The 13,296-nt window shown below is 65.1% G+C and carries 13 protein-coding genes; 9 read left to right on the top strand and 4 right to left on the bottom strand.

The genetic code is table 11. The features are described from left to right. Positions 1 to 61 precede the first annotated feature (61 nt). From Q0718_RS08950 to Q0718_RS08910, 9 genes are all read left to right on the top strand, one after another. A complete protein-coding gene (locus Q0718_RS08950) occupies positions 62 to 2,467 on the top strand; it encodes a zinc-dependent metalloprotease (RefSeq protein WP_298916591.1) in 2,406 nt (801 codons plus the stop codon). Continuing rightward, positions 2,467 to 2,847: a GFA family protein gene (locus Q0718_RS08945; RefSeq protein WP_298916588.1), complete on the top strand. Its 381-nt coding sequence runs from the start codon at positions 2,467 to 2,469 to the stop codon at positions 2,845 to 2,847. The genes Q0718_RS08950 and Q0718_RS08945 overlap by 1 nt, the downstream gene beginning before the upstream one ends. A gap of 57 nt (positions 2,848 to 2,904) precedes the next feature. Continuing rightward, positions 2,905 to 4,230, top strand: coding sequence for a serpin family protein (locus Q0718_RS08940; RefSeq protein WP_298916585.1), 1,326 nt, complete (start codon positions 2,905 to 2,907; stop codon positions 4,228 to 4,230). 27 nt (positions 4,231 to 4,257) lie between these two features. Beyond that, the gene (locus tag Q0718_RS08935) at positions 4,258 to 5,109 is read left to right on the top strand and encodes a TIGR01459 family HAD-type hydrolase (RefSeq protein WP_298916582.1); all 852 of its coding nucleotides are present in this window, start codon (positions 4,258 to 4,260) and stop codon (positions 5,107 to 5,109) included. A 44-nt stretch (positions 5,110 to 5,153) separates the two neighbouring features. Beyond that, the gene (locus Q0718_RS08930) at positions 5,154 to 5,585 is read left to right on the top strand and encodes a MaoC family dehydratase (protein WP_298916580.1); all 432 of its coding nucleotides are present in this window, start codon (positions 5,154 to 5,156) and stop codon (positions 5,583 to 5,585) included. 58 nt (positions 5,586 to 5,643) lie between these two features. After that, complete coding sequence (locus Q0718_RS08925; RefSeq protein ID WP_298916578.1) at positions 5,644 to 6,249, top strand: HAD family phosphatase; 606 nt, start codon at positions 5,644 to 5,646, stop codon at positions 6,247 to 6,249. Continuing rightward, positions 6,249 to 7,190 carry a bifunctional riboflavin kinase/FAD synthetase gene (locus Q0718_RS08920; protein ID WP_298917183.1) on the top strand — a complete coding sequence of 314 codons (942 nt, stop codon included), beginning with the start codon at positions 6,249 to 6,251 and terminating at the stop codon, positions 7,188 to 7,190. Before Q0718_RS08925 ends, Q0718_RS08920 begins: the two co-directional genes overlap by 1 nt. 110 nt (positions 7,191 to 7,300) lie before the next feature. Beyond that, entirely contained in the window at positions 7,301 to 8,839 is a 1,539-nt protein-coding gene (locus Q0718_RS08915; protein WP_366523864.1) for a peptide MFS transporter, read from the top strand. 134 nt (positions 8,840 to 8,973) lie between these two features. After that, complete coding sequence (locus tag Q0718_RS08910) at positions 8,974 to 9,831, top strand: oligopeptide:H+ symporter (protein ID WP_298917181.1); 858 nt, start codon at positions 8,974 to 8,976, stop codon at positions 9,829 to 9,831. Between the two features lie 114 nt (positions 9,832 to 9,945). Here the strand turns inward: Q0718_RS08910 and Q0718_RS08905 are convergent, their stop codons facing one another. Genes Q0718_RS08905 through Q0718_RS08890 form a run of 4 tightly spaced genes read right to left on the bottom strand, consistent with a single transcriptional unit; the run spans position 9,946 to position 12,906 of the window. Beyond that, entirely contained in the window at positions 9,946 to 10,614 is a 669-nt protein-coding gene (locus Q0718_RS08905) for a DUF937 domain-containing protein (protein WP_298916574.1), read from the bottom strand. Positions 10,615 to 10,661: 47 nt separating this feature from the next. Continuing rightward, entirely contained in the window at positions 10,662 to 11,336 is a 675-nt protein-coding gene (locus tag Q0718_RS08900) for a hypothetical protein (protein WP_298916572.1), read from the bottom strand. Next, complete coding sequence (locus Q0718_RS08895) at positions 11,333 to 11,713, bottom strand: hypothetical protein (RefSeq protein WP_298916569.1); 381 nt, start codon at positions 11,711 to 11,713, stop codon at positions 11,333 to 11,335. The genes Q0718_RS08900 and Q0718_RS08895 overlap by 4 nt, the downstream gene beginning before the upstream one ends. Further along, entirely contained in the window at positions 11,710 to 12,906 is a 1,197-nt protein-coding gene (locus Q0718_RS08890) for a DUF2891 domain-containing protein (protein ID WP_298916566.1), read from the bottom strand. The genes Q0718_RS08895 and Q0718_RS08890 overlap by 4 nt, the downstream gene beginning before the upstream one ends. Positions 12,907 to 13,296 lie beyond the last annotated feature (390 nt).

Here is a 13,296-nt window from a genome sequence, read left to right as displayed (position 1 = left end):
AAAGAACGGGGAGAACGCCTAGGGGCTTTCCTCGCAGGCGCAGCTGCGGCATGACCCTTTCATGCGCACCATACTCGTCCTTCTAGCCGCCTTCCTCTTCGCCGCCTGCCAACCTGCAGCCTCCAGCTCCGATCCGCTGGCGGGGATGGAGCTGCGCGAAGGCTTCCTTGACCTTCACGTCGACCCATCCAGCGGCAAGGTCTTCGCGACCCTGCCCGAACCCGACGCAGACGGTATCGCGCTGCAGGCCATCCACACGGCACGGCTGACGTCGGGCCTGGGGTCCAACCCGGTCGGGCTGGACCGGGGGTGGGGGGATAGCGGAAAGGTCGTGATCTTTCGCCAGCGCGGCGACGCGGTCGTGCTGGAACAGCCCAATCTGCGCTACCGCGCCAATGCCGACAATCCGCTAGAAGCGCGTGCCGTGGCGGAAAGCTTCGCGCCGTCTTTCCTGGCCAGCTTTGATATCGTGTCGCGCGACGGCGGGCTGACCATCGACATGACCGACTTTCTGCGCTCCGACATTCTCGGCCTGCAGCAATATCTCAAGGACGCGGACCAGGGCAGCTTCACCCTCCAGGCCGACCGGACCCTGATCGACACGGACAATGTGTTCAGCTTCCCGGACAATGCCGAATTCGACGTCTTCGTCACGCTGGAAACGGCAGACCCCGGTCGCGAAGTCGCGACCACGGCGGCGAACGGCCGCACCGCGACCCTGATCCAGCATCACAGCTTCGTGCGCCTGCCGGACGATGGCTACACGCCGCTGATCTCCGACCCGCGCGCGGCCGCGATCGAGGTGGTCCATTATGATTATAGCGCGCCGCTGTCGTCCCCGATCGAGACGCGCTTCGCCCGCCGCTACCGCCTGCAGAAGGACGATGACGGCAATACGATCAAACCCATCATCGTCTATATCGATAGCGGCGCGCCGGAACCGATCCGCTCCGCGCTGGTCGAAGGCGCGGAATGGTGGGGCGAAGCCTTCGCCGCCGCCGGTTTCCCGGATGGATACCGCGTCGAAATCCTGCCCGAGGACGTCCATCCGCTCGACGTGCGCTACACGGTCGTCCAGTGGGTCCATCGCCAGACGCGCGGATGGTCCTATGGCGGCGGCGTGTCCGACCCGCGCACCGGCGAAATGCTCAAGGGCCACGTCAACCTCGGCTCCTTGCGCGTGCGGCAGGACCGGATGATCTTCGAAGGCCTGCTCGGCGCCGAGAAAACCGATAGCGGCGATCCGGACGACCCGGTCCAGCTGGCCCTGATGCGCATCCGCCAGCTGTCGGCGCACGAAGTCGGCCATGCGCTTGGCTTCATGCACAATTTCGCGGGCAGCAGCGACGACAAGGCCTCGGTCATGGATTACCCGGCCATGGATGTGCGGCTGGTCGATGGTCAGCTCGACCTGTCCAACGTCTACGGCGTCGGCATCGGGGACTGGGACATCGTCACGACCGATTGGCTCTATGGCGATCACATGGACGCCGAGCGCGACGCTGTTCTGGACGCGGCCTATGCGCGCGGCCTGTCCTATGTTGCCGACCGCGACGGGCGCGGTCCCGGCACGGGCCATCCGGACGGCAGCGTTTGGGACAACGGCTCCGACGCGGTGGAGACGCTTCGCAACGTGATGGATGTGCGCGCCCATGCGCTGGAACGGTTCGGCACGAACTCGCTTCCGGGCGGCTGGAACCAGTCCGACCTCAACGCCGTGCTGGTGCCGATCTATCTCTATCACCGCTTCCAGGTCGCGGCCGCCGCCAAGTCCATCGGCGGGATGCGCTTCGACTATGGTCCCAACGGCGAAGCGATGGCCGCCGAGATCGTCGATCCGGCGATCCAGCGCGACGCACTGCGTGCGGTGCTGGACACGCTCGACCCGGCGGCGCTCGACCTTCCGGACAGCGTCCTGAACGTGCTGACGCCGCGTCTCGGTACGTTCAGCTTCGCCGACAATGACCGCGAACTGTTTCGGGGGACCGCCTATCCCGCCTTCGACGTGACCGCCGCCGCCGACACGGCCGCCGACCTGACCTTCGACGTGCTGCTGCATCCGCAGCGCCTGGCGCGGCTGGTCGAGTTCCATCGCCGCGATCCGGCCTATCCGGGGATCGACGAAGTCATGGCGGCAACGCGCACTGCTGTGATGGGCTTTGAGCGTGACGGGCGACAGGCCGAAATTGCCCGGACTGTATGGGCGCGCTTCGCCTATGCCCTGGCCGGGTTGGCCGCAGGCGATCATCCGCCGGCCATCCGCGCGGCATCCGACGCCACGCTGGACCGCATGGCGGCGCAGCTGGCCGCATCCGGTGACCGGACCGACCGCTGGCTCGCCGACGAGATCGACCGCTTGCAGGACAGCCCGCGCGACATCGCCGCCCTGATCCCCGACCCGCAAGCCCTGCCGCCCGGCAGCCCCATCGGCGCGTCGTCTGGCGGCGGCGCGCACGGCCCCCACTGATGCCGACCTGGCGCGGCGGCTGCCATTGCGGCGCGGTGGCGTTCGAATTCGACGCGCCCGGCGCGGTGGACGTGACGGACTGCAACTGCTCGCTCTGCGCCATGACCGGCTACGAACACGTCTTCGTGGAGGAGGCGGATTTGCGCTTTCTCTCGGGCCGCGACGCGCTGGTCTCCTACCGCTTCGGCACGCGCACGGCGGAGCATCTGTTCTGCGGCACCTGCGGCATCAAACCGCTCTACCGTCCGCGTAGCCACCCCGGCGCATGGAGCGTGAATGCGCGCTGCGTCGACGGGCTGGAGATCGCAAGGCGCATCCCGTTCGACGGCCGGAACTGGGAGGACAGTATCGACGGATTGCATGAGGACTTGTCGGACTGATCTGTCCGATGCGGCGGCACGGAACCCCGATGCGCGCTCACGCGCTATAAACACGATATGATGCGTTCCGGCTTGAAATACTCGCTCAAATATCCATTGGCGGCTTCCGCTCTCGCCGGGCTCGCCGGATGCGCGACGGTGACACAGACCCCGCCCGCCCCAGTGCCCGCCCCAGTGCCCGCGCTCGCCACGGACAATGTGGCCGACGCATCGCTCGATTTCGGCGTCCGCCTGATGGATACGGTGCGCGTCCAGGCCGACGACTCTGACGAGACCGTGTTGCTGTCACCCGTATCGCTCTCGACAGCGTTCGGGCTGCTCTATGTCGGCTCCGAAGGCGACACGCAGGCGCAGATTCGCGACGTGATGGGCTTCGGTTCCGAGACAGACGCTTTCGCGACGGAACTGGGCGGATTGGCGACGGCCGTGGAACGCGACACGGTGGAGCCCTATGCCGACGGCCGCCGCACCATCGTGGACATCAACAATGCCGTCTTTCTCGACCGCTCGCTAAACTACACGCCCGGCTATCTGGACCGCATCGACGCGGCCTATGACGCGACGCTGGAAAGCGTGTCGTTCCTGACCGACCTCACAGGCGCGGTGGACGCGATCAACGATTGGGTGAACACGGCGACGCGCGGCCTGATCCCCAAGGTTTACGGATATAAGGATCTAACGACGCTGACTTCCGATGTGCTGGTCAACACGATCTACATGAAGGCGGCGTGGCCGGGCGAACTGGACGAGACGACGGGGCCGTTCCGGGCCACGGGCGGCACGCGCGACGTACCCCGCGTGGCGGACCGGGGCGACTATGCCTATCTCGACCGGGACGGCTATCGCGCCCTGCTGATCCCGTTCTCAGATCGTGAACTCGCCGCCGTGGCGGTGTTGCCGGACCGCGATCTGGACAGGGTGGCGGCGCGTCTGGACGGAGCGGGGCTGGCCGATTTGCTGGACGATCTGGAAACGCAGCCGAACGAGGCCCGGACCTTCGTGGATCTGGAGCTGCCCAAGCTCGCTCTCACCGGATCCTACAAGATGAGAGACCCACTGCTGGAGATGGGCATGACAGTGCCGTTCGATTCCGACCTGTCGGACTTCGACGGCCGTCTCGACCCTGACTTGCAATCGCGCCGCAACGCCATGGGCTTCGTGGTCGGCAACGTCACTCACAAGACCCGGCTCGATCTGGACGAAATCGGCGTGGAAGCCGCCGCCGTGACCGCGATCGACAGCGTCATAGTCACGGGATCGCGCATCCGGGTCAAGCCGGTGGAGTTCCATGTGGACCGGCCGTTCCTGTTCCTGCTGATCCACCGCCCGACTGGTGCGCCGCTGTTCCTGGCGCGGGTGACCGATCCGGGAGAGGTGGACTAACCGGCCCGGGCCGCTAAAGGCGCATCCATGCCTTCTTCCTCCTTCCAGCCCGTTTCCGGGCTTGCCGACGTCGCTGTCGAATATGACGCGATCTTCTGCGATATCTGGGGCGTGGTCCATAACGGACGCCGCCCTCACTTTGCCGCCTGCGGGGCTCTGGAGCGGTACCGCGACGAAATCGGACCGGTCGTGCTGATGTCCAACACGTCGCGGCCCAGTGCGTTGGTGCCCGAAAGTTTCGCCCAGCTGGAAATGCCGGACGGGTTTTTCGATGCCATCGTCACGTCCGGCGATGCCATCGTCAACGAACTTGCCCGACGTTCGCCGGGTCCGGCTTTCCTGATCGGGCAGGTCGATGTGGAGGGCGAGGAGGGGTTCGGCCTGTTCGACCAGGTGCCGATGAACTTCGCCGATATGGACGAGGCGGACTTCGTCGTCTGCACACGGCCCTACGATTACAGTGACAGCGTCGAGGACTATGAGGACATACTGACCGACCTGCTGGCGCGCGAGTTGGACATGGTCTGCACCAATCCGGATGTTAAGGTGAAGGTGGACGGCCGCGAAGTCATGTGCGCCGGCGCCATTGCGCAAGCTTACGAGGCGATGGGCGGCACGGCCGTCTATGGCGGCAAGCCGCACCCGCCCATCTATCAACTCGGCCGGGCCTGGCTGGAGGAAACGCTCGGCTATGCGCCGGACCGCATTCTGATGATCGGCGACAATCTGTTCACCGACGTGCTCGGCGCGCAGAATGAAGGGATCGACTGCCTGTTCATCCAGGACGGGCTCTACGGCGCCACGGCGGCGGAGTTCCGGGCGCTGTGCGAACGGCACGGCCTGTCGGCGCGTTACCAGCTGCCCGAACTCGTCTGGTGAAATTGCCTTGGTAAGCGCCGGGCGCTTTTGTATAGGCTGCCGCCATGTCTGACATCGTAAACTATTATCTGGACGATCTCGAAATCGGGATGAGCGCCAGCACGACGGCCACGATCACGGCGGAGATGATCGACACCTTCGCGCAGATCACCGGCGATCATAACCCGATCCACGTGGACGATGCGGCGGCGCGCGCCGCCGGTTTCGACGGACGCATCGCCCATGGCGCGCTGTCCGCGAGTTTCATATCCGCCGTGCTCGGCAACAATCTGCCTGGGCCGGGTGCCGTCTTCGTGGAGCTGAACCTGCGTTTTCGCAAACCCGCCATGATCGGCGACGAAGTCACCGCCGTCGCCGTGGTGGAAGAAATCAACGACCGCACGGGCCGCGTCAGGATGAAGTGTCACTGCGAAGTCGGCGGCGTGAAGATCTGCCGCGGCGACGCCGGCGTGTTCGTCAAGAAACGTCCTGAATGATTCGGACCGCGACCTTTGCCGATCCAGCGCTTTTCACGGCACGCGTCGGCCGTTTCCGATGAAGGCCGACATTGATCTTTTGCTGTTCGATTTGGGCGGGGTCGTCGTGCCTTGGGTCGGAATGGAGGCGCTCGCGGACCGGGCTGGCATGAGCGTCGAGGACGCCCGGGCGCACTTCGAACAGTCCGATATCCTCAAGGGTTACCAACGCGGCGCGAGCAGGGATGCGGCGTTTCTGGACGCGCTTTCGCAGCGGTTCGCTCTGGATGCGCCGCGCACTGTGCTGGCCCGGCACTGGAAGGACTGGGTTCGTCCGCCCTTTCCCGGCGTGATCGACGCCATCCGCACGCTTGGAGACGATTTCGCCACGGCGTGCCTGTCCAACACCAATGCACTGCACTGGGAGCGGCTGCATGAGCTGTTCGACTTGAAGGCAGTCTTCGACCCGGCGCTGGCGTCGCATGAGCTGAAGCTCGCCAAACCCGATCCGGCCATCTTTCAAACCGTGATCGACCGGACCGGCGTAGCGCCGGACAGAATCCTGTTCTTCGACGACAGTCCGGAAAACGTTCGCGCCGCACGCGCCATGGGAATGCGGTCCGAACCGGTCGATCCGATGCAAGGCGTCTTGCCGGTTCTCAAGCGATTGGGGCTCGTCGCGTGATGCGCTCCTTCAACCGCTATACCGGTCTGCCGGACGATGTCCGCGGCGCCGTCATCGCGCTAGGCAATTTCGACGGGTTGCACCGGGGACATCAGGCCGTCATCAAACAGGTGCGAACCATCGCGGCGGACCATGGAGCCCCTTCCGGCATCGGACTGTTCCGCCCGCATCCGTTCCGTTACTTCAAGCCCGACGCCCCGCCCTTCCGCCTGATGAGCGCCGGATTGCGCGAAGGCCTGCTGGACGAATTGGGCGTCGATCTGCTGTTCGAGCTGCCCTTCGATGAACGCCTGCGCGAGATGGACGACGCGGCTTTCGTCGAGGCCGTCCTACATCAGGGGCTGGGTATTCGCCATGTCGTGGTCGGGGAGGATTACGGCTTCGGCAAGGATCGCTGCGGCGATGTGGACAGCCTAGAGCGACTCTGCGCGGCGCGCGGCATCGGGGTCACGACCGTGTCGCCCGTCGGCCTGCACGCCCAGTACGGCAAATATGGCTCCACCGAGATTCGCAAGGCGCTCGCCCAGGGCGACGTGTTCCACGCCCAGCACATGCTGTCGCGCGCCTGGATGGTGGACGGCGTGGTGCGCGAAGGCCAAAAGCGCGGGCGCACCATCGGCTTTCCGACCGCCAATCTCGATTTCGGCGATCTGGTGCGGCCCAAATTCGGCGTCTATGCCGTGGAGTGCCACGTCGCGGGCGAACGCGACTGGCGGCCGGGTGTCGCCAATACCGGCACGCGACCGACGGTGGACGGCGAGGAGGCGCGGCTGGAGGCGCACATCTTCGACTTCGATCGCGACATTTACGGCCAACGCCTGACCGTGCGCTTCCGCAGCTTCATCCGCGAGGAGCGCAAGTTCGACGGTTTCGAGGAGTTGCGGCAACAGATTGCCCGCGACGCGGACGGCGCCCGTGCGATTTTTGGGATTCTGGAATAGCCTGCCCGCGCCGTTGCGCCTTCGGAACGGTTATGGCAGGCGGAACGAAATAAGTCGTGCGCATCCGCATGCATAATCATTCGAGGGGAAGAATGACCGATTTAACCGAAATGCCTGTGGGCGTGCCAGGCGCGCTCGCGGGCGTCAAACCGACTGAGAAAACCATTTTCGGTCATCCACGCGGGCTGTTGCCTGTATCCGTCACCGAAATGTGGGAGCGGATGAGCTATTACGGCATGCGGGGCCTGTTGGTCCTGTTCATGACGGCCGCCATCGCCGAAGGCGGCCTTGCCATCGGCACCGCCACGGCCGTGGCGATCTACGGACTCTACACCGCGTCGGTCTACTTCATGGGCCTGCCCGGCGGCTGGATCGCCGACCGATTGATCGGCAGCCAGAAAGCCATCTTGTATGGCGGCATCGTCATCATGTGCGGACACATCGTGCTGGCCATCCCCAACACGCAGGCCTTCTTCATCGGCCTGATCCTCGTTGTGCTCGGCACGGGGTTGCTCAAACCCAACATTTCGGCCGTGGTCGGACAGCTCTACAGTGCCGAGGATACGCGCCGGGATAGCGGCTACGCGATCTACTATGCCTTCATCAATGTCGGCTCGCTTATCGGCTACACGGTCTGCGGCGCCCTCTACGAATGGCAGGGCGCGCACTGGGCCTTCGGCGCGTCGGCCGTCGGCATGGCGCTCGGTCTCGTCGTGTACTGGAAGACGCGGAGTTCGCTCGGCGAAGCCGGTGCCGGGCCGACGGCCCCAATGAGCCAGGCGGGCCGCAGGCTCAGCTGGTCGATCGTCTGGGGCGGGCTCGCCCTGATCGCCATCGTCACCGTGTCGATGCTGGCGGGCCTGTTCAGTTTCGATCCTATCGCGGCGTCCAAGGCCGTCGCCGTGGTGTTCACGGCCATCTTCGTGATCTATTTCGCCTGGGTCTATTTCCTCGGAAATCTCAGCCCGGTTGAAAAGCGCGGCATGTGGGCGTTCATGCTCATCTGCATCGCATCGACCATGTTCTGGTCCGGCTTCGAACAAGCAGGGTCTTCGCTCAACTTGTTCGGCCAGGACTTCACGGACCGCACGATCGGCGGCTTCGAGTTGCCGACGACATGGCTGCAGAACGTGAACCCGATTTTCATCATCTTGCTGACGCCGTTCTTCGCCGCTTTCTGGGTTTGGCTCGGCAAGCGCATGATAACTCCAGGCTACGGCCTGAAGATGGGCGCCGGACTGATCATCATGGGTCTGGGTTTCATCGTCATGGTGTTCGCCGCCCAAGCGGCCGCGCAGGGCAAGGTCGCGATCTTCTGGCTGGTGCTGACCTACTTCCTGCACACGGTCGGCGAACTGACGCTTTCGCCCATCGCGCTCTCGGCCGTCAGCAAGCTCTCGCCGCCCCGTTTCCTTGGCCAGATGATGGGTCTGTTCGTCCTGACCTATTCCATGGGCAATATCATTGCGGGTCTCATGGCGGGCGGATTCGATCCGGAGAATGTCGAGCAGATGCCCGATCTGTTCAAGATGATCGCGACCTTCGCCATCGGTGTCGGCGCGGTGGTCTTCCTGGTCGGCATGTTCACCAAGAAATGGGAAAAAGAGGTCGAAATAGCCAATGCCGAAGCGGAATCCGCTAAGGTCTAAAGCGCCGCTTGAGACTTAAAAAGCCCGCCATCCTGACGGGCTTTTTTCATGGGCGGATGAGTTGGGCGGCCGCTAGCTGATCGACGGCCCTAGCGGCGCCCGTTCATCGCCATGCCGAGAATGTCGTCCATCGTATTGCCGTCGCCGTGACGATAATCTGTATGGTCCTGCTGAACAATGCCGCTGTAATCGGACCGTTGGCCGCGTTTGTCGGCATTGCTTTCTTCGTCTATTTCATCGGATATTCCATATTTCGCCTCAAAGGACGCGAACGGTCGCGGATGTGGGCGGCGCTCTACTTCGCTGTGGCGCAAATCCCGTTCTGGTCTCTGTTCGAACAGGCTGGATCGTCGCTGACGTTGGTGACGAGCCGTCTTGTGGATACGAACATATTCGGATGGGACGTGCCGACCCCGGTCTTTCAGTCCCTCAATGCGGGTTTCATTTTCATCTTCGCGCCAATGATCGCCTGGCTCTGGGTGTGGTTGGCCAAGCGTGATTGGGAGCCATCGACCCCGGTCAAGTTCGCGCTCGGCGTGTTCGGAGCCGGGCTCGGCTATCTCGTTCTCGTCTGGGGCATGCAGTCGGTCGGTCCGGCCGCCATGACGCCGGTCTTTTTCATCTTCGCCATTTACTGGGTCCACACCATGGCCGAGCTGATGCTATCGCCGGTCGGCCTATCCGCCATGACGAAGCTGGCGCCAGCGCGCATGGTCGGCCTCTTCATGGCGGCTTGGTTCGTCTATTCGGGTCTCGGAAATGCCCTCTCGGGCGTGATCGCGGCGGCGGCTGGGGCAGAAACGGTCGGCGGTCAGATTGTTGACGTGGCGGGTGCGAAATCCAACTACGTGCAGGTTTTCTCTTCCATCGGCTATATCGGCATGGGCATCGGTTTGGTGATGCTGTTGATCTCTCCGCTCATCCGGCGCTGGATGAAGGAAGAGCGTGTGGATGTGGTCAAGTTGGACGACACGCTGGAAGGCCGCGCATAAGGCGGTCTTTTCCTGAATTCTGCATGCGAAACCCGCCGCATGGCGGGTTTCCTCCATAGCCAGACAGTCCTTGCCAGAGGATCCGCCCCGGACAGGATTGCAGCGGTTTCGCGACTATCGCCGACCCGTCACCATCCCGAAAATGTCGTCCATGGCGCTACCGTCTCGGTCCGCGTCGAGCATGCCGGACAGCAGGCCCAATCCTTGGCTGTGCGCTTGCTGCTGTTGCGCGCCGCCTCCGAGCAGGGCACCGAGAATGCCGCCCAGGCCCTGGGCGGGCGCACCTTGCACACCGCCGCCCGAGAGCTGCTGCATCGCAGCGCCGGCCAGCGCGCCGCCGATCCCGCCGCCGAGCGCCGATCCGCCGCGCGTCTGTTTGGACAGGCTGCCCATGGCCATCATGGCGACCATGGGCAGCATCTTTTTGAGGATATCCGTCCCGATGCCCGTCTGCGCGGAGGCACGGCTGGCGACTTCGCGGCTGACGTCCTTGGAGCCGAACAGATGGCCCAGAATGGCGTTGCCGTCGCTTTGCGCCCGACCGCGCAGCGCGTCCGGTTCGTCAAGATAGCGGTCATGTCCGCCGTTTTCCAACGCACCCAGCAATCCGGCCAGACCCTGGGGCGAGGCGGTGTTGCGTTTCAGCGCGGAACTGACCGCGGGCAACAGCGCGCCGATGGCCTCGCGGCTGCGGTCCGCGGGCAGGCCGACGGCTTCGCCCGCCGCGCGCGGCGCGCGGCCGTCGCTTTCGTCCATGATCATGTCCATCAATGTCTTCGCCATCGCGCGCTCCTTTGTGTGCGTGTCGCCCGATCCAGGCGCCGACTCTATCAAGGGTTGGAGGGCCCGCATTGTTCCCCGATCGCTGTCAAAGCCTCCAGCGTGCGGTTGGCGATGGTCGCGTCGGTGAGCGGCTTGTCGAGGCTGTCGCGCCGCCGCCACAACAGTTCCCAATGGGGCGCGTCGTCGTCGCGCGTATATTGCGCGGCATAGTCGACCGACACGCCGATCACCAGGCCGGGCGTCTGCCAGACGATCCGCAATTGCCGCTCCGCTTCGCCGCCGAGCGTGCGGTTGGTCTCGAAATCCGCATTGTCCGCTGCCGTCCAGACCGGCACGGTCTCGGTCCCGACATCCATCGTGAAGCGGCAGACGCGGCCTTGAGAGCCGCGCAGATTGGCGGCGCGGAAGGCCCGCTCGCGCCAATCGGCCGGTTCGGTCGCGGGCAAGGCCGTGAGCACCGCATGCGCCCGGTCGGCCAGCCGCGAAAAGCGCCGCCCTTGCCGCACTTCGATATGCCGGCGGGTCAGCACGGCCGTGGCGCGCTCCTCGACCGCCTGCGTGATCGTTTCCGTCGTGTCCTGCGCCACGCGCACCGGCGCGGTGACGAAGCGGTGGATACCGAACAGGACGGCGGCCACGATCAACAAGGCGATCACCCACAGCCCGGCGCGGATCGTCTTCTCGCGCTCGATCCGCGCCTGCTTGTCGAAATCGTCGGTCATGCCGGATCCGGCCCCGCTTTCGCGCCGCAATGCCGGCAGGCATGGACCGGTTCGTTGATCCACGGACCCCGGAGGCTTTTTCCGCACCTTTTGCCGCTCATGCCGTGGGCGCTTTGCAGGTCGGTCGTCACGGCGTGAATCCGGAACACCAGATACATCCAGATGGCAGCCAAAAGACATGCCGGGACTGTTGATCGGGCGTGCCCCAGGCTGAAAAAGCCGAGACCGGCAATCACCGCACTGAGCGGGTAAGCGAGGGAGCCGGTCCGGCGTCTCGCCTGTTCGAGAGCGAATCCGACGCTCTCGAAAACCGTCGGATCGGTTCCGTCGATCTGGTGCGGATCTGGGCCGAAAGGCAGAAAGTCGCGCCCCTTCATCCCGGCGCGCCCCGATCCGTCATCAGATAGGTCGCGAAGCTGGCGAGCCAATGGCTGCCGGAATAATGTTCGTCCGAGACGGCGGCGACGCCCGCATCGCGGTGGGCCTGTGCGGCCGCGACGAGGCTGGCGCGGCGCGGATCGTCGTCAGGCAGGGCGCGGGCCACGTGGAACAGGTTCCAGGCCCGGCTGCTGTTGACCCCGTCCAGATGGACCAGCTTCCCGTCGGACGCGTCCAACACGATGGCGGGTTCGAGCCAGTCGGCGGACCCGTCCTGCGGAATGCCGGGCAGATAGGCCGACAGCCAGTCCGCATATTCGCCGTCGCTCAAGACCCGGCGCATCAGGTCCGCGACCATCAGGCAAGGCGACAGGAAATCCTCGCCCGACGGCTCGTAGCCGATCGGGCAGTCCGTATCGGCCAGATGGAAATCGCGCGCTCGCTCCTCGATCAGCGCGGCGAACTCCGCATCGCCCGCGACCTCCGCCCAGTCATGCATCAGGGTCAAAGCGAACGCGCTCTGATTATGCGTGCCCAGCCGGATCGGATAGGCCAGTTTGGGCAGCCACTCCTTGGTGGCCGCGACGATGTCGGCCTCCAGAGGCTCCAGAGCGGCGAGCCAACGCTCCGCCTCCGGCCCCCGATCCTCGTCCGCCCATTCGCGCAGCTCGCCGGTCAGCTGCAACAGCCACGCCCAGCCATAGGGCCGTTCCCACGACCCGCGCGCCGGACGGCGGAAGTTGGCCAGCTCGCCCGCGCCTGTCTCCGCGTTCAGATTGGCGTCCAGTTTGGCGACAGCCTCCGCGCGCGCCGCGTCGTCCAGCGCGTCGAGGCGCAACAGCCGCACCAGCAGCCAATGGCCGTGCACCGCGCTGTGCCAGTCGAAACAGCCATAGAAGGCCGGGAACAGATCGCGCGGCCGTCCGATCTCCTCGGCCGTGTCGGTCGTGCGCGAAATCTTGTTGGGAAATTCCTTGTCCACGCAATCCAGCGCCAGCCGCGAGAACCGGTCTGCAAGGTCCGGGTCGATCCGGTCCGGAAAGGCATCCGCGGCGACCGGGATCGCGACCGGGGCCGGGGAGGCGGCGGGCAGGCTTGCCGATGCGGAGCCGCCCGCCTCCGGCTCGATCGCCACGTCCGTGCAGGCGATCAGCAGCGTGAGCGGGACAAGAGCGAGACAGACGGTTTTCATGGCCGGATAGTCGCAGCCATGACGGTCCGGCGCAAGGCGGCTGTTTCGAGAGTCCTCTGTTTCATGGCGTCCCATCCTCTTCACTGCCGGTCCGTCCCTTTCTCTCTCTCCCGCTCCTCATCCCGGACTTGATCCGGGATCCATCTCCTGCCGTTTCGTCTGGCTGCAAGGGTCGGGCGATGGACCCTATGGGACCGCGCGAGGGCGTTCCTGTCCGAGGTGAGGGCCGATGGAGGTCGGGGAGTGGAGGCCGGTGGTGTGCGGGGTCTGCGGTCTGCGGTCTGTCACCTCCGATCATCGGGCACGCCTCCATGTGCGACCGGGCATCGGGGCCACGGCGGGGTGTGTGTCGCGTCCTGGTTCGTGCCGGATGACACGAGGCGCGGGCCC

The organism is uncultured Algimonas sp. (assembly GCF_947498175.1).
Taxonomy (GTDB): Bacteria; Pseudomonadota; Alphaproteobacteria; order Caulobacterales; family Maricaulaceae; genus Litorimonas.
The sequence above is the reverse complement of the archived record's forward strand: the minus strand, read 5'-3'. Positions and strand labels throughout refer to the sequence as shown.

Bases quoted from the DNA above. Each gene is read 5' to 3' on its own strand.
- Q0718_RS08950 (WP_298916591.1), top strand. From the start codon at position 62: ATGCGCACCATACTCGTCCTTCTAGCCGCCTTCCTCTTCGCCGCCTGC.
- Q0718_RS08945 (WP_298916588.1), top strand. From the start codon at position 2,467: ATGCCGACCTGGCGCGGCGGCTGCCATTGCGGCGCGGTGGCGTTCGAA.
- Q0718_RS08940 (WP_298916585.1), top strand. From the start codon at position 2,905: ATGATGCGTTCCGGCTTGAAATACTCGCTCAAATATCCATTGGCGGCT.
- Q0718_RS08935 (WP_298916582.1), top strand. From the start codon at position 4,258: ATGCCTTCTTCCTCCTTCCAGCCCGTTTCCGGGCTTGCCGACGTCGCT.
- Q0718_RS08930 (WP_298916580.1), top strand. From the start codon at position 5,154: ATGTCTGACATCGTAAACTATTATCTGGACGATCTCGAAATCGGGATG.
- Q0718_RS08925 (WP_298916578.1), top strand. From the start codon at position 5,644: ATGAAGGCCGACATTGATCTTTTGCTGTTCGATTTGGGCGGGGTCGTC.
- Q0718_RS08920 (WP_298917183.1), top strand. From the start codon at position 6,249: ATGCGCTCCTTCAACCGCTATACCGGTCTGCCGGACGATGTCCGCGGC.
- Q0718_RS08915 (WP_366523864.1), top strand. From the start codon at position 7,301: ATGCCTGTGGGCGTGCCAGGCGCGCTCGCGGGCGTCAAACCGACTGAG.
- Q0718_RS08905 (WP_298916574.1), bottom strand. From the start codon at position 10,614: ATGGCGAAGACATTGATGGACATGATCATGGACGAAAGCGACGGCCGC.
- Q0718_RS08900 (WP_298916572.1), bottom strand. From the start codon at position 11,336: ATGACCGACGATTTCGACAAGCAGGCGCGGATCGAGCGCGAGAAGACG.
- Q0718_RS08895 (WP_298916569.1), bottom strand. From the start codon at position 11,713: ATGAAGGGGCGCGACTTTCTGCCTTTCGGCCCAGATCCGCACCAGATC.
- Q0718_RS08890 (WP_298916566.1), bottom strand. From the start codon at position 12,906: ATGAAAACCGTCTGTCTCGCTCTTGTCCCGCTCACGCTGCTGATCGCC.